The organism is Endozoicomonas sp. ALE010, from assembly GCF_049310165.1.
GTDB lineage: Bacteria > Pseudomonadota > Gammaproteobacteria > Pseudomonadales > Endozoicomonadaceae > Endozoicomonas.
In genome coordinates this window covers 30,239-52,837 of record NZ_JBLYNV010000012.1, presented here as the reverse complement: position 1 = coordinate 52,837, position 22,599 = coordinate 30,239, and the positions used below count along the sequence as shown (strand labels likewise).

Below are 22,599 nucleotides of genomic sequence, written 5' to 3'. Positions count from 1 at the left end.
ATGACAAAAAGTAAATATTAAAACGGCTTCAGCACTCGAATAACTGAAATTGTTGACCCGGCGATTAAGTCAGGTCACAGCCATTTAAAACAAGCTTCGTGAATGATAAGGAGGATAAAAGCGGCCAATTATGATAGTTCGATACCAAGAGCTGCTTTGAATAAGGCTTCTATTCTCGCTTTAGCCTGATTATCCCCGCAACGAAAAGAAGGAATATCTAAATCATCCATTAATAGTTCTTTTGCATTCTTTGGGTTATCCGCTGCTCGATAATCATCAACATTCAGACATGCGTTAGAAGCGTACGGATCAAGATCCTTAAAACGGTCACATTTGTTGTTTACGTTAATTAACTCCTGCTGAACATATGTTTCAACAAGATTACGCAAAAAGATCAAGTTTCTTCGTGTAACCTCTTTCAACACGTCCCTACCATGGGATATACAACTTGAAATTTCAGCAATTTTGCTATCCATATCTGGATATTTCTGTTGTATTTTCTGTCGCGTCTTCTCTGCAACTGATACACTGCCAGAAGAAGTCTCTTGAGTCACTGATCCGCGAGATAAGCAGTAGTTTTGACTGTGCCGAGCATTATGTGCCTTGATCAAATAATCGAGCAAATTTTTGCTCTGTAATTCCGTGGCATATCCACCTTTGGATTCAATAAATCGGCTAACCTCTGGACCTAATGTCTCTGCCATAACAGCTTCATAGGCAGGCGGTAAGCTTGAAGCGTTACTTAAATTAGATACATTCATAATTTACCGCTTTAAATTAAATATTCGATTTATAGGACAGGGTATGCTAGGAATAGTTCCTCATACATAAGCACTAAATCATATGCTTTCGAATAGAATAACTAACCAATTGATAACTGCTTCCTGAACCTCCTGATGTACTTCTGCCTGACTGCGGCTGCTGCCATCATCCGTGGTCATGGTCTGGCTCAGGATCACTTTGCTGATGGCCTTGTCCATTCGCTGGCGAAGGGCATCATAGTCAGCGGTGCCCGATCTGGCCGCTTCGATCAACTCAATAATGACGTTATCGGGAATCACTACACCGCTGTCGCTTTGTATGGGATCCAGTGCCTGCAGTGCTTTCTCTCGCTCAATGGGGTCTTGAGCCTGCCCGGGAGTGAGGTAGAGAAAAAGCTTGTCCAAAATTGTTTGATATTGGAAAAATTTTCGGGCAACTTGTTACGCAGCCTCGGAAAGTTGTTGTGCAAGAATATAGAGCACCTTTTCTGACTGGGTTAGCTGCTGCGAGAGTGGTCAAAAAACAGTCGATATCAGTAAAGCTGTCTGACCTGATGCTCTCCCTGATCACCTAACGGCTTATCCACAACATTGTCCACATAAAATCTGGATGATTGCTAGGAGCCTGTCCGAGAATAGACTACCCTACTGCGGTGGCAGCAAATTAGTCTAAAAAGTCGGAAATTTTTAGCAAATAGAACCACTATTCACTAAAAATTTCCGACTTTTTATCCTCAATTTTCTGCCATCCTCGCTACGGGCGCTATTCTCGGACAGGCTCCTAGGCAGCAATACTCCCACAATTTATCATCAGGCATCTTGTGCAATGACAGCATCTTGTATAGGCAAACTATCCACACCGGCAAGAAGGGCGAAAACTTCGGACTCTGATAGATCGTGCCAAGCACCCTTCGACTCCGCTCAGCGTGAACGAAGATTGTGCACGTCAAACTCATTGAAACCATGTACCGGGAGCCTGAAGGGAGTAGCAAGACAAATCAGGAAGTATGATCACCTATTTCATTTGCTCCGTACACTATCGTTTAACAGCAATAAGTCATGGATATGCTGTTTCTCTTTAATGAAGCACACCATACTGTTTAGTGCTGGTTCTGCTGACGGCTAACTGATTGCTCAACGCCCCACACACCAACATTCAGGAGAGGAAACGTGGCTGAGAATACTGCGAGTCAAATAGACCACAGTGTCACCCCGGACGATCATCCAAAAAAAATAACACGAACTATAGTCCTAAATGACGGCAGCCCTGAGAACAAACGACAGGAGTTATTAAATTATTTCCACCAGACGTTTGATCAATATGAGCTGCTGTTTGCAACCCTGGCCTGCCAGGAAGCCTGGTACAAAAAGGCAATACCCCTTCGTCACCCGTTGATTTTCTATTACGGGCACACTGCCGCTTTTTTTGTGAACAAACTGATAACCGCAAAACTGATCTCGGAACGAGTTGACCCTTATATTGAGTCCACCGTTGCCATTGGTGTGGATGAAATGTCCTGGGATGATCTGGACGACAACAATTACCAATGGCCAACCGTGCAACAGGTCCGCGACTACCGCAGTAAAGTCAGGGCACTGGTTTCCGGTTTTATCCGGAACATGCCACTGGAGATACCCATCAACTGGGAGAGTCAGGCCTGGATCATTCTGATGGGCATTGAACATGAACGCATTCACCTGGAAACCTCATCAGTACTGATTCGCCAGCTGCCAATCGCCTGCGTCAAGCCACACAGTTACTGGCAACACTGTCCAGACACAGGGTCAGCACCGGACAACCGCCTGATTGAGATGCCCGGAGGATCACTTCGCCTGGGTAAAGATTACGATGCTTCGCTCTACGGCTGGGACAATGAATATGGCCGCTGCGAGGTTGAGGTGGCCCCCTTCAAAGCCAGCGAATACCTGGTGAGCAATCAGGAGTTTAAAGCCTTTATTGATGCCGGTGGTTATGACAATGAACGCTGGTGGACGGATGAAGGCTGGGCCTGGAACACGTTCAGCAACACGGATGGTAAAGTGCGCCACCCCGAATTCTGGATCCCCGATGGGGACAGTTATCGCTACCGCACCATGCTGGCAGAGATCGATATGCCCTGGAACTGGCCGGTAGACGTCAACTGTCATGAAGCCCAGGCCTTTTGTCGCTGGAAGTCAGAAGTGACCGGCAAACAGATTCAGCTGCCCAGTGAAGCCGAATGGTACCACCTAAGGGAGACCATCAGTACTGACCAGCCCTGGTGGGATAAAGCCCCCGGAAATATCAATCTCGAATACTGGTCTTCATCTTGCCCGGTTGACCACTTCAGAACCGGAGAACTATATGACATTATCGGGAATGTCTGGCAATGGACCACCACCCCCATTGACGGTTATGAAGGCTTCCGTGTCCACCCCTGCTACGATGATTTCTCAACCCCGACCTTTGATGGACGACACAACCTGATTAAAGGAGGTTGCTGGATATCAACCGGCAACTACGCTATTAAAGAATCCCGCTACGCCTTTCGCCGCCACTTCTTCCAGCATGCCGGTTTCCGTTACGTAGAGTCCAGTGCCATGACCAATACCTCCAGCAACCCTTATGAGAGCGATGCCCTGGTTGCCCAATATCTGTCGTTCCATTTTGGGGAGTCTTACTTTGATGTACCCAACTACCCCAAAGCCTGTGCCCGCCTCTGCCATGAAGTCAGTGGCGAGACACCCCGAACACGGGCACTGGACCTGGGCTGTTCAGTGGGACGCACCAGCTTTGAACTGGCCCGCTGGTTTCAACATGTGGACGGCATCGACTTCTCTGCCCGATTCATTTCTGCGGCGGCCGAGTTGCAGGAGCGGGGGAAAATACGCTACCACCTGACCACAGAAGGCGAACTGGGTGATTACTTTATTGCCGATACCACGGAGATGGGGCTGGATGATATCGATACCAGCCGTATCCGCTTTACCCAGGGGGATGCCTGCAACCTGAAACCCATGTTTAACGACTATGATCTTGTTTTTGCCGGTAACCTGATTGATCGCCTGAATAACCCCGCGCAATTTCTGGACATGATCCATGAGCGCATACGCCCCGGCGGCATCCTCGTGATCACTTCGCCCTATACCTGGCTGGAAGAGTATACGCCCCGGCAGAACTGGCTTGGAGGCATCCGTGAAAATGGTGAAGCCCTGGACACCTATACCGGACTGCAAAGAGCGTTGAGCAAACATTTTGAAGAGGTACGCCCCCCCCTCGATCTCCCGTTTGTGATCAGGGAAACAGCCCGGAAATATCAGCATTCGGTTGCCCAGTGCACAGTGTGGCGGCATAAAACGCTGTAATCCGGCCCCGCGCCTCACTTGAAGGCCGGTTGTGTAATACCAATTCCACCTTCTAAATATGAACTGCGCAGCCATTTTGAACAGCTGGTCTTCGTTGGAATTCCTCGCAATAGCCCTGCTATTACTCGTCATTCCGCCTTGCCCAGCTGTCCAAAATGACTTGCTCGATCTCATATTTAGAAGGCGGAATTGGTATAAGTTTGCTCACTACCGCTACTACAAACTTGCTCAAACCGCCTTCAACGTCAGGCCATGCAGGTAACATTCCCCTTTGAAGCGCGCTATCATAATCTTGCCATCCGGACAATCCGTGTAAGCCTTGACCACCGCATCCGGTGTCACCGGCTCGCCATACAACGGCAGGCCCCTCAGGCAACATCCCTCTATGAAGCCCGCTCTCCTCACCTTGCCTTTCGGAGTATTCGGGAAAGCCTCAACCACTTCTTCCGGGGTGACCGGCTGGCCATAAAGCGACTCCTCTCTCAGGCAGCATTTTACTTTGTAGTGCACCAGCTCCAGCTGGCCTTCCGGAGTATCCGGGAAAGCCTCCACCACCATTTCCCGGGTGACCGGCTGGCCATACAGCGACAACTCCATCTTGCGACAGTCCACTTTAAAGAGGGCCAGCGCCAGATGGCCTTCCGGAGTGTCCGGAAAAGCCTCAACCACTGCTTCCGGGGTGACCGGCCGACCATCCAACAGCGTGCCTCTCAGGCAGCATTTTGCCTTGAAGTGCAGTATCCCCATCTTGCTTTGTGGACAATCCGGAAAAGCCTCGATCACTGCCTCCGGTGTGAGCCGCTGATCATTCCATCGCTGGCAGCCCAGGTAACATTTCGCTTTGTTGTTCGCCCTTTCCACAAGCAGCAATGTCATGGATGTATCGCGGTCAAAAATTTCTTTAATCAGGGAATCTGACCGGAGGCACGACACATGGCGTGTATGCGTCGCACTGAAATTGACGAAATCAGAAAAACTCAACTGCCGGGCAATGAGTTCCAGTGCTTTGTCAGGAAGTGCCGCCAAATGACAGGTATCCGGTTGGTTACGTACTTCCTGCACATGCACCTTCCTGAAACCGAAAAAAGCAAATGGAATATCTGAATCCTCTATTTGAGGATTAAGAATAAATGATTTTAGCTGGAGCGAAACATCAGCGGCTTGATGCATAAGTCAACCTTTGTCTTTTATTCCGGGTTGTTTTGAGCCCGGGCCCAGAAAAAAGTTCCACTTCCGAAAATTTCTGGTTACGCAAGATGATTGCCATGCAATCAGGAACGGGTCTTGTCCCATGTTTCCGGCTTGCCCTGATACACCGTAAACGGAACCTAACCGCTATTTTGAAGTCCAATGATGGTATTTATTGTCTTGTTGTGAAGGGTTTATTTTGCCAGCCACAGCATCAACCAGATCCCACCCAAAACCTGCGGGCCTTTATAACCGACCTGTTGGCTCAAGCCGGTTTAGTGACCACCCCGGAAGGGCCTTTAACGGTAAAAAAGTTGAAAACCATCCATCTTACAGTAGAGGCACAGCTCCCCCCCCGGATCATGGCAAATGTACTGAAGATGCCTTCTGGGAAAAAAAAACATTACAAGGACGCCAAATCACCCCGGCTGATGTGCTCACAGCCTATGGAAGAGACACCACATCGCTTAGAGGTGGTTTCTTCCTGCTAAAACTCTGCTTAAAGAACATTCTTTATGATGATAAAAAAGTCACCCCGGACCAGGTCATTCGGGAATTCAACCGCAAGCCAGGTCGAAATCATAAGTACAAACTAGCGATAGCACGCTTCAAATCGGAATGTTGCCTGAACGGCCTGCTGTTGAATGGTCAGCGGGTAACACCGGAAACGGTGGTTCAGAATTTTCGGGCAATCGGGGCAGCATTGGAGCTGGCACGCTTCAGGCAACATTGCTGTCTGCAGGACCTGGCATTGTTCGGCCAGAAGGTCACGCCGGATTCGGTGGTCAAGGCTTTTCCGGACAGTCCGGAAGGCAGGCTCGGGATAGCGCGCTTCAAAGCAGAATGTTGCCTGAGGGGCCTGCCGTTGTGCGGACAGCAAGTCACACCGGATGCGGTGGCCAGGGATTATCAGGCAATCAGGGCAAAACTGGAGCTGGCGCGCTTCAAGGGGGAATGTTGCCTGAGGGACCTTCCGTTAAATGGCCAGCAGGTCACACCAGCTGAGGTGGTTAAGGATTTTCAGGCGATCAGGGCAATACTGGAACTAGCGCACTTTAAGCAACACTGCTGCCTTAAAGGTCTGGCATTGAATGGCCAGCAGATCACACCGGATGCAGTGGTTAAGGATTTTCTGGCAGCCGGTACACCACTGGAGCTGGCCCGCTTCAAAGCGGAATGTTGCCTGCAAAAACTGCCGCTAAATGGCCAGCTGGTGACACCGGATGAGGTGGTTATGGATTATCAGGCGGCGGGGGCTCCACTGGAGCTGGCGCGCTTCAAAGCGGAATGTTGCCTGAAAGGCCTTCCGTTAAACCACCAGCAGGTCCCACCAGATACGGTGGTCAGGGAATATCTGGCTGTCGGGGCAACACTGGAGCTGGCGCGCTTCAAAGCAGACTGTTGTCTGAAAAACCTGGCGTTGAATGGCCAGCAGATCTCACCGGATGCGGTGGTCAAGGGTTTCCCGGATAGTCCGGAAGGCAGGCTGGGGATAGCGCGCTTCAAAGAGGAATGTTGCCTGGAGGGGCTGCCATTGAATGGCCAGCAGGTGACACCGGATACGGTAGCCAGGGATTATCGTGCAACCAGAGCAATATTGGAGCCCGCACGCTTCAAAGCGGAATGTTGCCTCAGGGGCCTTTCGTTAAATGGTCAGCCGATCACGCCGGATGAGGTAGTCAATGATTATCAGGCAGTTAAAGCAATACTGGAGCTCGCGCTCTTCAAAAAACAATGTTGTCTGAGGGGCCTGTTGCTCAATGGCCTGCCGGTCACGCCGGATGAAGTGGCCGGGGCTTACCCTGATAGCCCGAAAGGCAAACTGGGAATAGCTCGCTTCAAAGCGGAATGTTGCCTGAAAAACCTTTCGTTGAATGGCCAGCCGGTCACGCCGGAAACGGTAGTCAAGGATTATCAGGCAGCCAGAGCAACCCTGGAGCTCGCGCGCTTTCAGGAACAATGTTGTCTGGCAGGCCTGCAGTTGAATGGTCGACAGGTCACTCCGGACCTGGTGCTTAAGGGTTTCCCGGATACTCAGGAAGGCAAATTGGCAAGAGCACGCTTCAAAACCACATGCTGCCTGAAGAACCTGTTGTTGAATGGCCGACAGGTCACGCCGGATGAGGCGGCCAGGGATTTCCCCGATAGTCCGAAAAGCACACTGGGGCTGGCATTCTTCAAAGCGGAATGTTGCCTGAGGGGCCTGATGCTCAATGGCCTGCCAGTCACACCGGAGGCGGTAGTTCAAGATTATCAGACCGCCAGAGCAACAATGGCGCTGGCGCGCTTTAAAGAGCAATGTTGCCTGAAGGGGCTGACGCTAAATGGTCGGCTGGTCTCCCCGGAGGCAGTGGTTAAGGCTTTCCCGGATAGCCCGGAAGGCAAACTTGAGATAGCACGCTTTAGCGCAGAATGTTGCCTGAAGGGTCTGGCGTTAAGTGGTCGGCGGGTTACACCGGAGGCGGTGGTCAAGAAGTTCCCGGATAGCCCGGAAGGCAAACTGGGGTTAACGCACTTTAAAGCAGAATGCTGCCTGAGAGGCGTGCCGTTGAATGGCAGGCAGGTCACACCGGATGAGGTGGTTCAGGGTTTCCCGAATAGCCCGGAAGGTAAACTGGGCATAGCGCGCTTCAAAGCAGATTGCTGTCTCAGGAGCCTGCCGTTAAATGGCGAGCAGCTCACACCGGATCTGGTCGTTACGGCTTTCCCGGATAATCCGGAAGGCAAACTGGGGTTAGTGCGCTTCAAAGCGGAATGCTGCCTGAAAGGCCTTCCATTAGCTGGCCAGCCGGTTACACCGGATGCGGTGGTCAAGGACTTTCAACGCGGTGGCTGGTTGTTCGAAAGCGCTATTTTTTATGCTCTGCTGGCATTGAATGAAAGAGCATTGAATGGCAGCTATCTGGATAACCAGAAAGTATTATCAGCGTTTAATAAAGCCCTCGGGAATTATTCGTTAAAGCAAGCCGAATACCTGATACAAAGGTTGGTTCAATCTCAACGGTACAATGCCATCAAAGAGGCTCAGGAGATCATTCACCAGGCCTGGCAAATCTTAAACAGCGTACCGGTCAAAGAAGAGCAACGTCGCCTGCAATGTATTCTGCAATTCATAGCTATGCAGCTTGAACTACCAATTGACCATCAAAAAGTGTCGGCAGCACAGGTATGGCAATCCATCCAAACCCTCAGGTGCTCATTTCAGAAATCTCAAATCCATTTTTTCTTCCTGGCACACTGCTGTATCACCGGCCAGCCTGTTAATGAACGACAGATCCATAAAGATCAGGTACTGGAATACCTTAAGAATTTTCCTGAAGGCAGCAATCTGCGTAAGGCTTTAGGCTCATGGTTTGAACAATGCCGCTCCGAAGACAGTGTACTGGATTGTTTACTGTTTAAACGAGAAAATGCCTTTATCAGTGATTCTCCTGATGGATGCGCAGTCTTTGCAAGTCAATATATAAGCTTCAGCTCACCCTGACACACCATGAGTGGAACCTGATAATCATTTTCAGGTCAAATCGCAGTATTTATTGGCCAATGTCTTGAGGATGCTTTTTGGGGCAACAAGCCATTGCAGGGACGAAAAGTTACCCCTGCTGCGGTGCTTGCAGCATATAGCAATGGTACATCATCTCTGAGAAGTGGCTTCTTCCTGCAAAAACTCAGCCGGAACTAATTAATGTCTGACTGGTCATACTCACAGCATTGTTCTGCATGCAAACAATCAAATAGAAATTCTCGCACCAATTAATGCCATATATTTGAGGAGAACCAACAATGATTTCATCTTCTGCGCAACTCATACCAACTCCATTAACAGGGGCGAAATCACCTGTCAGTACCACAGAAAATACCCAGACTGAGAAAGCCGCCGTAAACCCGGAACTTCAAACACTCCAGGATGTTTTTTCAGACCGATTAAAAAAGGCAGAGAGCCTGTTAAGCGATAACCTTTACGTGATAGATGCAATCTTTGATCTTTTCAGGGGTATTGCCCCTTCTCATAACGCTGACGACAGTGACCGCTGCATAGAGCAGGATAATCGTAATTTCGCGGCTCTTGCTCTGGCCCAGTGTAATCTTGCCAGTATTGAGGGTATTTCAAAACTTCAGCAAGTTTGTAACATTCAAAATAATATTTTCAAAAAAGTCCTTCTGCTTGAGGATCCATCAGGTGCAACAAGTGAAGAACCCACACTAGAAGCACTGGAAAGAGATCTGGGAGCCATTTCAAGGGAAGATAATCAGATCAAGTCCGAGTCAGGTTCTTATTGCATGGGCATTGAACGGCAGGGCTTTGCAGAACAGCAAATCGAAGCGTGGTTTCAGGAAGATAAGCAGCAACGCGTTAAAGATGCACTGATGCTGTTAAAGAATCAGATAACATCAGGTGGCGATATAGGCCGTATCGAGGCACAAATTATGAAGCTGAAGCTTGAAACAGCTGGAGACCTGGCCACTTTTTCTGCTCATTTCAAATACCCTAATCCTGAGATTTTCAGCCAGGCAAGAGAAGAACTTCTGAATAAATCCAGTGATTTAGAACAGCATTTCACCAATAAGGAAAACCTGACCCGCGCTTTACAGGGCAACGTTCCAGAAGACCAAATGGAGCAATTAATTCAGGCGTTATCCCACCCTGTATCTGAGATGACCACAAAAGCAATGGTGCTGGCTTCAATCATCACGCACCACACGGAGAAACACCTGAAGTCTTACTTGAAAGCTGCCCAGATTTTGTCACTGAAAACACAGGCGCAGGCAGACAATCCAGCACTCTCAGACAGCACTGCCCTTGCAATGGGTCTGGAGCGCAGTGATGCAATGGTTAGAGAGCATTATCAAGGCGGCGCAAAATCCGCCGCCAGCAGTGCTGCTGACGCGCTGATTAATAGCCTGGCACCATTGCCTGAAGATCTGACGGCAATGGCTTAAGCCTATCCGATTCCGTGGTGCCCTTTGATATTTTCAAGGGGCACTTAAACCAGTTCCACCTTTTTCTTTCTGATCCAGTAAGAAAAAACAGCATCCGTCTCTTGATGCTGAAGAAGCTGGTGCTCCAGGAAATTACAGAACTTGGGGATATCACGTTTCGTGGAAGGGTCAGTCGCCAATACCCGAACCACCTCACCGGAAGCCATATCCCTGATTTTATTATGCAGCAGCATAACCGGCTCCGGACAGAACAGGCCACAGGTATCCAGCTCATGCTGCACTTCAATAGTGCCAGCGTTCTCTTCAAGCAACATGTCTGACATCAAACGTTAAACCAGTCTTTCAAACCAGCTCCTCATAAAAGGTCATGTCGGGCTGCAAACCAGACATCGTTGTTACTAAAATGGCGATACACCCAGATCAGTCCCAGGCCCCGGGCGGCCATAAAAACCGTGTAAGCAAGCCACAGGCCCTGATTTCCCATATCACGAAACAGGAACCAGACCGGGAGAAACACCAGAACCGTGGCGATCAGCATCGTGCTCTGCATCATATCGGTTCTGACCGCGCCAATAAAGACGCCATCCAACCAGAAACACCAAACGGCAATCAGCGGCATGGCTACCAGCCAGGGCAGGTAAACAGACGCTTGTTCTGCAACCTCCGGGATATTGGTCAACCAACCCAGCAAAGCCTTCCCCCCAAGGCCAAGCAACAGACAGAACAGCCCGCCACAGATCAGGGAACACCAGCCGGTTACCCGCACTACCTGATGAAACTGTCGGCGATCACCTTTGCCAATGGACTCACCGGTCAGGGCTTCAGCTGCGTGCGCGAATCCATCCAGGCCATTGGAAATCAGCACCATCAGATTCAGCAACAGCGCATTGGCAGCAAGCACTTCATCCCCCAGGCGAGCGCCCCGGGCGGTAAAAAATGCCTGTACTGATAACAGACACAATGTACGGACAAACAGGTGGCGATTGAGCATGATCAGCCGACGAAACGCAGCCATATCAAACACCATGTCAGCACTGAACCGGCCATCATCACCGGCCAGAATTTGCCTCACCAGCAACAACCCAAGAGCCAGCGCCAGATAATCAGCAATCACCGTTGCCAACGCGGCACCCTGGGTTGCCCAGCCCAGACCAAGGACCAGCAACAGGTCCAGCACAATATTGACGGCATTACCCACAACCAGGATAAACAACGGCCCCTTCGGCATTTGCATTCCTATCAGCCAACCAATCAACGCATAGTTAACCAATACGGCTGGTGCTGAAAATATCCGGATCTGAAAGTAGATTTCAGCCTGCCTAGCCACCACATCACTGGCTGCAAATAAAGGCAACGCCAATTGTAAAATCAACGGGGAGCAGAGAATCAGCAGCAAGCCTGTGAGAACCGCAAAAACCACCGACTGTAACAGCCACTTTCTCAGGGCATAACGGTCATTGCGGCCCTTTGCCTGGGCAACCAGCCCGGTGGTCCCCATTCTCAGAAAACCGAAAGCCCAGAAAAGCATGCTGAACAGGGTTGCCGCAACGGCAACACCACCCAGATATTCCGGTGCAGAGAGATGACCAAGGACAGCCGCATCCACCAGCCCCAGCAGCGGTACCGAAATATTGGAAATAATGGCAGGCCAGGCAAAATGCCACACCCGCTGATAAGTTGCCGAAGCCGATAGCAAGGGGTCAACTCCTTCTGCGCCTTAATCACAAGGGAGTATTTTATAGAGCGTCTTTATGAACAGAAATAAGTAATCATTCACGTTCATCACTTACACCATTTTCTCCTATAGCAGTAAGAATAAGAACTTTTTCATTCTAAAGCTGTCTAACTGTTAAGTAATTTGCAACTGCAAGAATCAATTCATGAACCTGAAAAGTCTTTTTTCACATTGTCTGCCGTGTTGGCCAAAGCGTTTGCCAGATATCCCTTCTCAAACCAGTCCACCGGCCTCAGCAGAACATAACCACCGACAGGAAACAGTGTCTCCCTGCCGACAACAGGCAGCAACCGGAAACACCCGGGAAGGAAGGAGTGTCAGGCAAATGGTTCCATTGCCCAAGTGCAGCCCCACAGGCATGCGTCTGGAAGGCATGAAAAGAAATAAGTATACCTGCGTCTCTATCTGCACCACCTGGGATCCGAACAAAAGCAGTCACAATATTCGCATCAACGATGGGGTGCCATCAAAATTACATCGTGAACCTGTTTTCCAGAGTACCGACCTTGCCATGTCAGATACCGGCTTTTCAAAAGGCATACATATTCTGGATGTTGAATGGCCGACAAAGATGCGAGGATCTTATGCAGTGATTGGGGTTGCACTGGCAGGAACCCCTAAAAATGAAATCTTTTATACCAATCTTCTTGGTAGCACAGAGTCCTCCTGGGGCTGGGACATAAAAAACAATAAACTGATTCATAACGGCCAAACCATGGGCAATTACCCCAAAGACAAAGCGGATGGGGTATTTACTGCACCCAGCAAAATAAGCTGCATAATAGATATGAATACAGGAACAATCGGCTTCAAAACCAACGAGAAATATTTGGGAGACGCGTTTTCTGGGCTAAAACATAAAACCGTTTTCCTGGCTGTCTCCTCTGTTTGGGGGGACGCAGAAATCTCAGTCGCCTATAACAAAGGCTGTAACCCCACTCCTCTCTTGCTGCAAGACCTGTCAAAACTGGCATTAAGAAACCGGCTGGAATTTGCAGAGCAGATCGACCACCTTCCTACCTCTCCGGGACTGAAAAGACTCATTGCTGACAAATCAATAACTGACCTTGATAGCATTGATGAAAATACTCACCCGCAGAGTGAATAATCTTCACTGGTTGCTTTCATCACCAAAATGATTCACCCCTGACGTCTATACAACATTGATCCCTGACAGTAACAAATGCTCCGTGGTGGTAAGTAGTTAACCAAATGAAATCATATATTTCTGACTAAGTTGTCAGTCACTCCCGGCAACTGCTCCTGCGTTGCTCTATCTCCTGCATCCATGCAGTCGTGCGGCGTTGCAACTCCGGTCACATAGCTACGGCTATGCTCCCTACGTTGCGCCTTGCATAGCAACTGCCCACTTAGCCAGAAATATACGATTCCATTTGGCCAACTACTTAATATAATGATCAGACCACCACAACCAGACACCGATTTTATTCGATACATAGACTTTCAAGGTTCAAGACCATGCCAACGCCTCAGTCCGGCATCACTCCGGATGCCAATACCAACGCTCAATTTCTGATACTGACGATCAAAGAAAACGACAGCGATAGTCTATTGAAAATCCGCCAGACGCTCTCCGGCATTCCAGAGCTTACTGAAACTCTGGCGAGGCAATACCCCGATGCCAGGCTCAGCTCAACCATCAGTATTGGCAGTGCTGCCTGGGACCGGCTTTATTCCGGCAGCAAACCCGGGGCTCTGCGCCCTTTTATGGCCATCAAAGACGCTGATCGGGAAGCGCCTGCAACTCCCGGCGACTTGCTGCTGCACATTCGCTCAGACCGAAAGGATATTAATTTTCTGCTGATGAGCCAGGTGCTTCGTCTGCTGGGCAATAACGTGCAGGTTCAGGAAGACATCAGCGGTTTCCGGTATCTGGACAGCCGTGATCTGACCGGATTTGTCGATGGCACAGAAAACCCTGAAGGTGAGCACCGTGCAGATGTCGCGCTTGTGGGGGAAGAGGATAGCCCGTTTGCAGGGGGCAGCTATATCCACACCCAGCGCTATGTTCACCATTTAAAAGAGTGGGAACAGTGTCCGCTGAAAGATCAGGAAACCATTATGGGGCGCACCAAGGAGGATAATATTGAGTTCAGTGCTGAACAGAAGGCTCCCATAGCCCATATCAAACGGGTCAACCTGAAAGACGAACACGGCAACAGTATGGAGATTCTCCGCCATAGTATGCCTTATGGTGACGCCAGGGAGTCAGGCCTGTTCTTTATTGCCTATGGCAAGACACCAAAACATTTTAATCTGATGCTGAAAGCGATGATTAAAGCCGATGCCCATGGTCACTATGATCATTTGATGAATTTTTCAACGCCAGTCACTGGCTGTGCTTTCTTTGCGCCCTCTCGTGAATTTTTGGCATTGAATAATTGAGCGAAAATCAGTAACCACTGTCAGCACCTCTTCTGAGGTGCTTTCTGATGAATTTTTTCATACCCGTTACGCTTTCTAAATATGATAACGAACAAACCATTCCAGGCATCTGGGCAAGGCGGAATGAGGAGTAATAATCGAATGTTAAGCAGTTAACCCAATGAAATCCATTTAGAGTCAATCCATTGGTTAATCTTTAACGGATGGGAGTCGAACCCACTGGATTTCAACGAATGATTTCAGTTTATAAAACTTCCCACATTCTCAGGCTCGCCTGTCGCAATCAGGATTTAACCAAATTTATTGGACGGTAATTAAGCCTGAAATCCTGTGGAGCACGGGATACAGTGACAATATAACAGGTTTTATGAGTACTAATGTTCTACATAATTGCAGGTATCACATTGTTACCATAACTGACTTACTGGTTAGTGATTTATGCGAAAGAAAATCGTTAACTACTCAGGTTAAATAACCAGTCACGAATCGTTAGTCGCTTACAAGCATATTCATTTGGAGTTAAAAAAAATGATTTCACTCTCTTCTGACGTTAATTTCCAGCGATCAATGGCTGTTCCTGCAACGAAAGAGGCCTCTACTTCAACTGCAACGGTGGATGTTAAATTCGGGGATAAATTCTGGACTGTACATAAGGTTGTCGGTGAGGAAACGTTTAAAAATGCCAACGAGGCTATAAAGAAAGATTCTGCTTATTTTATTGAAAATTCCTCTTCTTCATCTATGAAATCCAAATATTGCTCACAAGTGGTAAGAGGAATTAATAATTCACAATACGCTCTTCCTTTAGTTCGGATTGATGGTAAAACCAAAACAACAGTGAAATTTGATCATCAATGTCAGATTATTGATCAGAAAAGCTTTGAACATCAATTACAGACCAGTCATCCGGCATTGATTAAACTGGCAAGAGAAGGTGTAGAGACTTTGGCCAGGCAATTCTCATTGCATAATCAGCCAATGGACATATCCCGGGTGTCGATATTACGGAATTACATTTCCAGAAAAGGTATATCTGGAGGTAGATGGCATCGTGACGGGGGGGATTATAGCCTCGTGATGTTGATGAATGATGATTCGGTTATTAAAAAGAATGCTCCGTATTACACAGGAGGAGGATTGCAAACAGCAAAAATTAAAACGGGTTCTATTTTTTCATTCTTTGCTGATGAGGGGACTGATGAAGAGCACGAATACCCACTTAACGGTGGTGGTTTTGCTTTCACAAACAATCAGGGTCATCTTGTTCATCGAGGTGCTGATTGTAAGTATGTTCCGGTTGAAACTGGAGAGCATCTGGCTACACCTCTGGAGAAAAGGTTACTGCTTGTCGTTATGTCTCATCCAAAGCCAAAGTGAGGAGTGCCACTCTCTCCAGACAGCTTAATGAAACTAATTCGGTAGTCAATGGTCTACGATAGTGTCCGGATTGCTGCAACGCAGGCAGATGGACACAAAGACCAACCGGTTTATACCCAAAACATTGCCAGTTTTGACAATAAACCATAACAACAAAACTCCTACGAAACAGGTGGTTACATGCACGTTGAATCTGCAAAAGTCCCATTACCCTTATCAACTCAATCAACCGAACAACCGGCCCCAGCAGCACAATCAGTCCCTCAGTTTACGGCTGACAGCTTCGACAATCAGCCGGGAGCCGAAATGCTGGCAACCCGATTGAACGCATTCAACGAGAATATATCGGTCATCCTGAATGCTAAAAAGTCTGAAACTGAAAAGACAGGTACTGAAAAGCCAGATACTGGAGGGCTTGACGCTAGCGATATTGCACTAATGTGCCAAAATTTCACCAGTGCTTTTAATCTGGATAATATCCTGGTTCAAGAGTCCACCCAGCTCAAAGCCATTCAAATCCTCCTGACCCTCACCAACTGCCATGATATTGATTCCCTCAAAGCGTTTGCTAACAGCAAACTGCATGAGAATCCTGACAATCAGGATGACTGCCAGAAGTTAAAGGATAGCGCCGACATGGACAACGATAATCCGATTACCCTGCCTCCGGGCTATGGCATGACATCGCAAAATTTCAGTTTTTTTCGGGATAAGTTAATGAATAGTTTTATTGACTCCCAATTCTCGGAAGCAAACTTTGAAACGAAAGAAATGGATCAACTGAAAGATGCACTAAGGATGGCCAAAATGCAGATCGCTGGCAATACCGGAATCGGTAACTTCAAAGAGTCAATAACTTTTGACCAATTCGACCGGGAACAAGTCAGCAAGCTAACTGGAAGCCTGATCTACCCACGGCAGAAGCTGTGTGCAGATAATTTGGCAAAAGAGATCATGGCGTTACAACAACAGCTGTTCGACTCCGACTCAGAGCTGATCGACATGCTGGGCAATAATGAAGACATCACTAAACTGCTGCAGGGTAATCAACCGTATCACCTGAAACAATTACTGGCCAGACAGGGTGCAGACAACCGCGCTACCCTGACCAATGATGCAGCCTTGCTGGTTTCATTTGTCGCAAGAAATTCAATATTTGCAGACAAATTTGCCAAACTTGGTATCAATCCGGAGAATCTTACACATTTAGCCAAAGCACACAGCATACTGAACCATGGCCAGGCTGACGAGCAGAAAGAACTCAGCAACGAGATTGCCGCTAAGGGCCTGAAAGGTAGTGATGATTTCACCAGAACGTTCTTCAAAAGCGAGACTGCCAATAAGTACAAGGCTGAGCCACCGTTTGCCAGAATTGCCTTATGGCTGGCGGAGTCCAATCAATCCGGTTGAACCAGGCGTTTACGGATCAGATAGACAAACTGACGTTTGGGTCAATCTGATCCATTAGCTTGGGAGGCTATCCGGAAAATTGCAGAACCCGGGGATATCTCACTGGGTGGAAGGTTCCGTTGCCAGCCCCCTGCCCCGTGACATATCCCTGACTGGCTGTCCGTCATCATCACCGGTTCCGGGCAATCCAGCCAGGTACCCGGCTCTTAAAAAAGCTGACAGAACACACCAGTAAAGACCGAAAAAGCATTAGCAGCCACTCTTATATTTCTGTATGATTGCCGCGGGATCGGCGGAGTATATGCTCCCGATAACCAGATGAGGACATAAGAAAGTCAGAACTGTCGGTACAGCAAAGCCTGTTTAGAAGGTTGGCAAGGGGAAAGCAGGGGTGCTTTTGATTTTCCAATGGAGTTGTGCACTCAAGTGCTCTGGCAACGGGGCCAGGGTAGTTAACTAAACAAGCACTATCATAAGGAAAAAACGCTAAAAAACAGCACACACATTCCGCTTTTTCCTGGAAAAAGTCTGCAACTCCCGGGGCGTAACCCCCTACCTTTGAACAGAAGCAACTGGCTCATTTTTTGACCGGATATTGATCCGTATCAATACAATCCCATTTCGGTTTACCCACAATAACCATCAAATCTTATAAGCATAACCCGAAGGTAACATGGAGCATGAGCACTGCAACGTTACAGCCGACCTATAACTACAAAGTAGTTCGGCAGTTTGCCATCATGGCCGTGGTCTGGGGAGTTGTTGGTATGGCGGTAGGCCTGCTGATTGCCTCTCAGATGGTCTTTCCCGAACTCAACCTGGGCTTACCCTGGACCAGCTTTGGACGCTTGCGGCCACTGCACACCAATGCGGTGATTTTTGCGTTTGGCGGCTGTGTCCTGTTTGCAACGTCCTATTACATCGTCCAGCGAACCTGTCAGGCGACACTGGCCATGCCGCGGCTGGCCGCTTTCACCTTTTGGGGATGGCAACTGGTGATTGTTGCGGCAGCCATTACTCTGCCCCTGGGTATTACCTCTTCCAAAGAGTACGCCGAACTGGAATGGCCCATTGATATTCTGATCGCCGTTGTCTGGGTCAGTTACGCGCTGGTCTTCTTTGGCACCATCATAAAGCGCAAGAGTAAGCACATCTATGTGGCTAACTGGTTCTTTGGTGCCTTCATTATTACGGTTGCCGTGCTCCATATCGTTAACAGTGCTTCGTTACCTGTTAGCCTGACCAAGTCCTACTCTGCCTATGCGGGTGCCATGGATGCCGTGATCCAGTGGTGGTATGGCCACAATGCGGTAGGCTTTTTCCTGACCGCTGGTTTCCTGGGCATGATGTATTACTTCGTGCCCAAACAGGCGGAGCGTCCGGTTTACTCTTATCGTCTGTCCATCGTGCATTTCTGGGCGCTGGTTGCCATCTACATCTGGGCCGGCCCGCACCATCTGCACTACACCGCACTGCCGGACTGGGCCCAGAGCCTGGGCATGGTTATGTCACTGGTGCTGCTGGCACCGTCCTGGGGTGGCATGATCAATGGGGTCATGACCCTCTCCGGTGCCTGGCATAAGCTGCGGACCGATCCGATCCTGCGTTTTCTGGTGGTTTCCCTCTCTTTCTATGGCATGTCCACCTTCGAAGGCCCGATGATGGCCATCAAGACCGTTAACGCCCTGTCCCACTACACCGACTGGACCATTGGTCATGTGCATTCAGGTGCCCTGGGCTGGGTAGCCATGGTGTCATTCGGTTCGCTCTATCACCTGATTCCAAGGCTGTACGGCAAGGAACAGATGTACAGCGTTGGCCTGATCAATATGCACTTCTGGCTGGCCACCATCGGCACCGTTCTTTACATCGTTGCCATGTGGGTAAACGGTATCACCCAGGGCCTGATGTGGCGTGCAGTGAACGAAGACGGCACGTTAACCTACAGCTTTATTGAGTCCGTAGAAGCCAGCGGCGTCGGCTACATTGTCCGTGCTATTGGTGGTGCCTTCTTTGTTCTTGGCATGCTGACAATGGCTTATAACGTATACCGCACTGCCAGAGAGTCGGAGGAGCCCTCTTCCGATAAAGAGTCCCTCGAACTCAACCCGACCACTGCGCCGGTTGAAGGGAGATAATAATAATGGCGAGCAAACACGATATTGTTGAAAAGAACCTGGGCCTGATGGCGATACTGGTGGTCGTTGCCATCAGTTTTGGCTCCCTGGTGGAAATCGTCCCGCTGTTTTTCCAGAAAGAGACCACTCAGCCCGTGGAGGGCCTGAAGCCTTACACCGCCATGCAGCTGGAAGGCCGTGATATCTATATCCGTGAGGGCTGCGCAGGCTGCCACTCCCAGATGATTCGTCCGCTGCGTGCCGAGGTGGAGCGTTATGGCCACTACTCGGTGGCTGGCGAATCCGTTTATGACTACCCATTCCTCTGGGGTTCCAAGCGTACCGGTCCGGACCTTGCCCGGGTTGGCGGCCGTTACTCCGATGACTGGCACCGTGCCCACCTGATTAACCCACGTGATCTGGTGCCTCAGTCCATTATGCCCGCCTACCCATTCCTGGCAGAGAACACGCTGGATGGCAAGCTGACCGCAAGAAAGATGGAAACGTTGCGGACACTGGGTGTTCCCTACACCGATGAAGATATTGCCGGTGCCCGGGATGCCGTCAAAGGACAAACCGAGCTGGACGCCCTGGTGGCTTATCTCCAGGGACTGGGCACAGTTATTTCGGGTAAGCGCTGATGGATATCAATACGATTCGAGGACTGGCGACACTGGTCGCCCTGGTCGCATTTCTATCGGTGGTCTTCTGGGCCTACGGCAGCCGACGTAAAGGCGACTTTGATGAAGCCGCCGCCCTGCCATTTGCTGATGACCAGCAGGAGGGTGCTGAGAATACCGATGCCACAGGCAGCCACCGGGAAACCCATAAGAACTCCCAGAAAAGAGGAGCTGTATAACGATGAGTAATTTCTGGCACTGGTGGATTGTTCTGCTGACCACCGCCTGCCTTGTACTGGTCACCTGGGTTCTGTTTGCAACTCGCAAGGGCCAGCGCAGGGATATGACCGATGAGACCACCGGTCACGCCTATGATGGCATTGAGGAGTATGATAACCCACTGCCGCAGTGGTGGTTTATCATGTTCATCGCCACCCTGGTATTCACTGTCGGCTATCTGATTCTCTACCCGGGTATGGGTAAGTGGACAGGCGTCCTTGGCTGGACTCAGGTGAATGAGCTGGAACAGGATCAACTCAAGCATGACCGCAAATATGCCCCTGAATTTGCCCGTTACGCCGCCACTCCGGTTGAACAGCTGATTAACAACCCCAGGGCTCTGAAAATGGGTGAGCGGGTCTATATCAACAACTGTGCCCTCTGTCACGGTATGGATGCCGGTGGCAACTTCGGTTTCCCGAATCTCACTGACAACGACTGGCTCTACGGTGGCACTCCGGACGCCATCAAGGCCACCATTGCCCACGGTCGTCAGGGACAAATGCCCGCCTGGGGTGCCGTGATCGGTGATACCGGCGTGAAGCAGGTTGCCAGCTATACCCGTGAACTGTCTGGTATTGACAGCGGTGCCAGCGAAGCGGACCTGGCCGCTGGCGAAAAGATCTTCAGTACGACGTGTGCCGTCTGTCATAACGCCGATGGTACCGGTAACCATGCCCTGGGCGCTCCGAACCTGACCAACAATATCTGGCTGTACGGATCAAGTCAGGCGCAAGTGGAATACACCATCCGCAAGGGACGAAACGGCGTTATGCCACCCTGGAACGATATTCTTGGTGAAGAGAAGGTTCATCTGGTGACGGCTTACGTTTACAGCCTGACCCACAAGGCTGAATGATTTGCTCAGGCGCAGGGACAAAAAACTATGAACCACAAAGGAACAAAGACACAAAGGGCGCTTTTTTTGCTAAGCCCAGCTCAGGCAAGCCTGAAAAAACCTTGTGCCTTTGTGCCTTTGTGGTTCCAATAAAACCTTAACGGTATATTTGGGCTCTATGAACACAGACAATGCCAACCAGGAACCGGAACTGATCGACTTGTATCAGAAGCCTGAAAAGATTTACACCAGAAGCTTTTCGGGCCACTTCCGAACGCTTCGTCTGGCTGGCGGTACATTTCTCTTCTTGCTTTTTTTTGGCACCTGCTGGATCAATCTGAATGGCCGTCAGGCCGTGCTCTTTGACCTGCCTGCCCGGCAGTTTCATATTTTTGGCACCACCTACTGGCCCCAGGACTTTATCCTGCTGTCCTGGCTACTGATTATCTGCGCCTTTGGCCTGTTTGCACTGACGGTGTTTGCCGGACGAATCTGGTGCGGCTACACCTGCCCCCAGAGCGTCTTCACCTGGGTATTTATGTGGGCAGAACGCATCACAGAAGGTGAGCGCAACCGCAGGATGAAGATGGACAAAGAGCCCATGTCCGGCGGGAAATTTCTGCGCAAGAGTGCCAAACACTTACTCTGGGTGAGTATCGCTTTTGCTACGGCGCTCACCTTTGTCGGTTACTTCATTCCCATCCGGCAACTGGTGTTGGACATCGCCGCCTTCGATGTTGCCCCCTGGGGTATTTTCTGGCTCGGCTTCTTCACCCTGGCAACCTATGGCAATGCGGGTTACCTGCGGGAGCAGGTTTGTATTCACATGTGCCCGTACGCCCGTTTCCAGAGCGTCATGTTCGATAACGATACCCTGGTGGTAGCTTACGACAAGCATCGCGGTGAGCAGCGTGGCCCACGCAAGAAAAGCGCTGATCACAAAACCATGGGGCTGGGGGACTGTGTGGACTGCAGTGTCTGCGTACAAGTCTGCCCTACGGGTATCGACATCCGTGATGGGCTGCAATATCAGTGTATAGGCTGTGCCGCCTGTATCGATGCCTGCGACACCATCATGGACAAAATGGGCTACGACAAAGGCCTGATTCGCTACACCACCGATAACGAACTTGCCGGCCAGAAGACCCATTGGCTTCGTCCCCGCCTGATCGGGTATAGTTCAGCACTGTTCATTATGATCTGCCTGTTTATGTTCAGCCTTGGCCATCGAATTCCGCTGGAGCTGGAAGTACTCAGGGATAGAAATGTCCTTTTCCGGGTCATAAATGATGACCAGGTAGAAAATATCTACACACTGAAAGTCGCTAACAAAGACCAGCAACCTCATCTCATCAAAATACAGGTGGCTGGTATCGAGAATCTGAAAATAGCGGGCAGAACCGCCATTGTGGCAGAGCCGGGCAGTGTGCAGCAGGAAATCATCAGGGTTATCGCGCCGTTAATTGATGGAGCCCCCAGCACCCGGCCGATTCGCTTCAGCATCAGTTCCAGCCAGCCCGGACTGGAAGCCATTACCGCTGAAAGCCGATTTATGGTGCCCGGACCAGAGAGGAAACCCTGA

18 protein-coding genes are annotated in these 22,599 nt (G+C 49.7%); 12 read left to right on the top strand and 6 right to left on the bottom strand.

Annotated elements, in window-relative coordinates; all coding sequences use genetic code 11:
• Window positions 1–128: 128 nt before the first annotated feature.
• A complete protein-coding gene (locus ACO6UY_RS07525; RefSeq protein WP_422450891.1) occupies window positions 129–761 on the bottom strand; it encodes a hypothetical protein in 633 nt (210 codons plus the stop codon).
• A 78-nt stretch (window positions 762–839) separates the two neighbouring features.
• Window positions 840–1,166: a phage portal protein family protein gene (locus ACO6UY_RS07520; protein WP_422450890.1), complete on the bottom strand. Its 327-nt coding sequence runs from the start codon at window positions 1,164–1,166 to the stop codon at window positions 840–842.
• Window positions 1,167–1,931: 765 nt separating this feature from the next.
• Between ACO6UY_RS07520 and ovoA the strand changes: the two genes are divergently transcribed.
• Window positions 1,932–4,106 carry a 5-histidylcysteine sulfoxide synthase gene (ovoA, locus tag ACO6UY_RS07515; protein ID WP_422450889.1) on the top strand — a complete coding sequence of 725 codons (2,175 nt, stop codon included), beginning with the start codon at window positions 1,932–1,934 and terminating at the stop codon, window positions 4,104–4,106.
• Between the two features lie 228 nt (window positions 4,107–4,334).
• On the opposite strand, the gene ACO6UY_RS07510 is transcribed toward ovoA, so the two are convergent.
• Window positions 4,335–5,276 (bottom strand): hypothetical protein, encoded by a 942-nt coding sequence (locus ACO6UY_RS07510; protein WP_422450888.1) that lies wholly within the window; start codon window positions 5,274–5,276, stop codon window positions 4,335–4,337.
• Window positions 5,277–5,493: 217 nt separating this feature from the next.
• On the opposite strand from ACO6UY_RS07510, the gene ACO6UY_RS07505 reads away from it, so the two are divergent.
• Both ACO6UY_RS07505 and ACO6UY_RS07500 read left to right on the top strand, forming a co-directional pair.
• Window positions 5,494–8,778: a hypothetical protein gene (locus tag ACO6UY_RS07505; RefSeq protein ID WP_422450886.1), complete on the top strand. Its 3,285-nt coding sequence runs from the start codon at window positions 5,494–5,496 to the stop codon at window positions 8,776–8,778.
• A 299-nt stretch (window positions 8,779–9,077) separates the two neighbouring features.
• Entirely contained in the window at window positions 9,078–10,235 is a 1,158-nt protein-coding gene (locus tag ACO6UY_RS07500; protein ID WP_422450885.1) for a hypothetical protein, read from the top strand.
• 44 nt (window positions 10,236–10,279) lie between these two features.
• On the opposite strand, the gene tusA is transcribed toward ACO6UY_RS07500, so the two are convergent.
• From tusA to ACO6UY_RS07485, 3 genes are all read right to left on the bottom strand, one after another.
• A complete protein-coding gene (tusA, locus tag ACO6UY_RS07495) occupies window positions 10,280–10,558 on the bottom strand; it encodes a sulfurtransferase TusA (protein ID WP_422450883.1) in 279 nt (92 codons plus the stop codon).
• Window positions 10,559–10,590: 32 nt separating this feature from the next.
• Window positions 10,591–11,931 (bottom strand): MATE family efflux transporter, encoded by a 1,341-nt coding sequence (locus ACO6UY_RS07490; RefSeq protein ID WP_422489507.1) that lies wholly within the window; start codon window positions 11,929–11,931, stop codon window positions 10,591–10,593.
• A 182-nt stretch (window positions 11,932–12,113) separates the two neighbouring features.
• Window positions 12,114–12,260: a hypothetical protein gene (locus ACO6UY_RS07485; RefSeq protein WP_422461169.1), complete on the bottom strand. Its 147-nt coding sequence runs from the start codon at window positions 12,258–12,260 to the stop codon at window positions 12,114–12,116.
• Window positions 12,261–12,328: 68 nt separating this feature from the next.
• Between ACO6UY_RS07485 and ACO6UY_RS07480 the strand changes: the two genes are divergently transcribed.
• The 9 genes from ACO6UY_RS07480 (at window position 12,329) to ccoG (ending at window position 22,599) form a co-directional block, all read left to right on the top strand.
• The gene (locus tag ACO6UY_RS07480; protein WP_422461167.1) at window positions 12,329–13,078 is read left to right on the top strand and encodes an SPRY domain-containing protein; all 750 of its coding nucleotides are present in this window, start codon (window positions 12,329–12,331) and stop codon (window positions 13,076–13,078) included.
• Between the two features lie 371 nt (window positions 13,079–13,449).
• Window positions 13,450–14,376, top strand: coding sequence for a Dyp-type peroxidase (locus ACO6UY_RS07475; RefSeq protein ID WP_422450878.1), 927 nt, complete (start codon window positions 13,450–13,452; stop codon window positions 14,374–14,376).
• A 528-nt stretch (window positions 14,377–14,904) separates the two neighbouring features.
• The gene (locus ACO6UY_RS07470) at window positions 14,905–15,753 is read left to right on the top strand and encodes a hypothetical protein (RefSeq protein WP_422450876.1); all 849 of its coding nucleotides are present in this window, start codon (window positions 14,905–14,907) and stop codon (window positions 15,751–15,753) included.
• Window positions 15,754–15,933: 180 nt separating this feature from the next.
• Complete coding sequence (locus tag ACO6UY_RS07465; RefSeq protein WP_422450874.1) at window positions 15,934–17,163, top strand: hypothetical protein; 1,230 nt, start codon at window positions 15,934–15,936, stop codon at window positions 17,161–17,163.
• A gap of 680 nt (window positions 17,164–17,843) precedes the next feature.
• Complete coding sequence (ccoN, locus tag ACO6UY_RS07460; RefSeq protein ID WP_422450873.1) at window positions 17,844–19,301, top strand: cytochrome-c oxidase, cbb3-type subunit I; 1,458 nt, start codon at window positions 17,844–17,846, stop codon at window positions 19,299–19,301.
• 5 nt (window positions 19,302–19,306) lie between these two features.
• A complete protein-coding gene (gene ccoO, locus ACO6UY_RS07455; protein WP_422461161.1) occupies window positions 19,307–19,921 on the top strand; it encodes a cytochrome-c oxidase, cbb3-type subunit II in 615 nt (204 codons plus the stop codon).
• Window positions 19,921–20,139 carry a cbb3-type cytochrome oxidase subunit 3 gene (locus ACO6UY_RS07450; RefSeq protein WP_422450871.1) on the top strand — a complete coding sequence of 73 codons (219 nt, stop codon included), beginning with the start codon at window positions 19,921–19,923 and terminating at the stop codon, window positions 20,137–20,139. The genes ccoO and ACO6UY_RS07450 overlap by 1 nt, the downstream gene beginning before the upstream one ends.
• A 2-nt stretch (window positions 20,140–20,141) precedes the next feature.
• Complete coding sequence (gene ccoP, locus ACO6UY_RS07445) at window positions 20,142–21,038, top strand: cytochrome-c oxidase, cbb3-type subunit III (RefSeq protein ID WP_422450870.1); 897 nt, start codon at window positions 20,142–20,144, stop codon at window positions 21,036–21,038.
• A 157-nt stretch (window positions 21,039–21,195) separates the two neighbouring features.
• On the top strand, window positions 21,196–22,599 hold the full coding sequence (gene ccoG, locus ACO6UY_RS07440; RefSeq protein ID WP_422461159.1) for a cytochrome c oxidase accessory protein CcoG: 1,404 nt from the start codon (window positions 21,196–21,198) through the stop codon (window positions 22,597–22,599).

Bases quoted from the DNA above. Each gene is read 5' to 3' on its own strand.
- ACO6UY_RS07525 (WP_422450891.1), bottom strand. From the start codon at position 761: ATGAATGTATCTAATTTAAGTAACGCTTCAAGCTTACCGCCTGCCTAT.
- ACO6UY_RS07510 (WP_422450888.1), bottom strand. From the start codon at position 5,276: ATGCATCAAGCCGCTGATGTTTCGCTCCAGCTAAAATCATTTATTCTT.
- ACO6UY_RS07500 (WP_422450885.1), top strand. From the start codon at position 9,078: ATGATTTCATCTTCTGCGCAACTCATACCAACTCCATTAACAGGGGCG.
- tusA (WP_422450883.1), bottom strand. From the start codon at position 10,558: ATGTCAGACATGTTGCTTGAAGAGAACGCTGGCACTATTGAAGTGCAG.
- ACO6UY_RS07480 (WP_422461167.1), top strand. From the start codon at position 12,329: ATGCGTCTGGAAGGCATGAAAAGAAATAAGTATACCTGCGTCTCTATC.
- ACO6UY_RS07475 (WP_422450878.1), top strand. From the start codon at position 13,450: ATGCCAACGCCTCAGTCCGGCATCACTCCGGATGCCAATACCAACGCT.
- ACO6UY_RS07470 (WP_422450876.1), top strand. From the start codon at position 14,905: ATGATTTCACTCTCTTCTGACGTTAATTTCCAGCGATCAATGGCTGTT.
- ACO6UY_RS07465 (WP_422450874.1), top strand. From the start codon at position 15,934: ATGCACGTTGAATCTGCAAAAGTCCCATTACCCTTATCAACTCAATCA.
- ccoN (WP_422450873.1), top strand. From the start codon at position 17,844: ATGAGCACTGCAACGTTACAGCCGACCTATAACTACAAAGTAGTTCGG.
- ccoO (WP_422461161.1), top strand. From the start codon at position 19,307: ATGGCGAGCAAACACGATATTGTTGAAAAGAACCTGGGCCTGATGGCG.
- ACO6UY_RS07450 (WP_422450871.1), top strand. From the start codon at position 19,921: ATGGATATCAATACGATTCGAGGACTGGCGACACTGGTCGCCCTGGTC.
- ccoP (WP_422450870.1), top strand. From the start codon at position 20,142: ATGAGTAATTTCTGGCACTGGTGGATTGTTCTGCTGACCACCGCCTGC.
- ccoG (WP_422461159.1), top strand. From the start codon at position 21,196: ATGAACACAGACAATGCCAACCAGGAACCGGAACTGATCGACTTGTAT.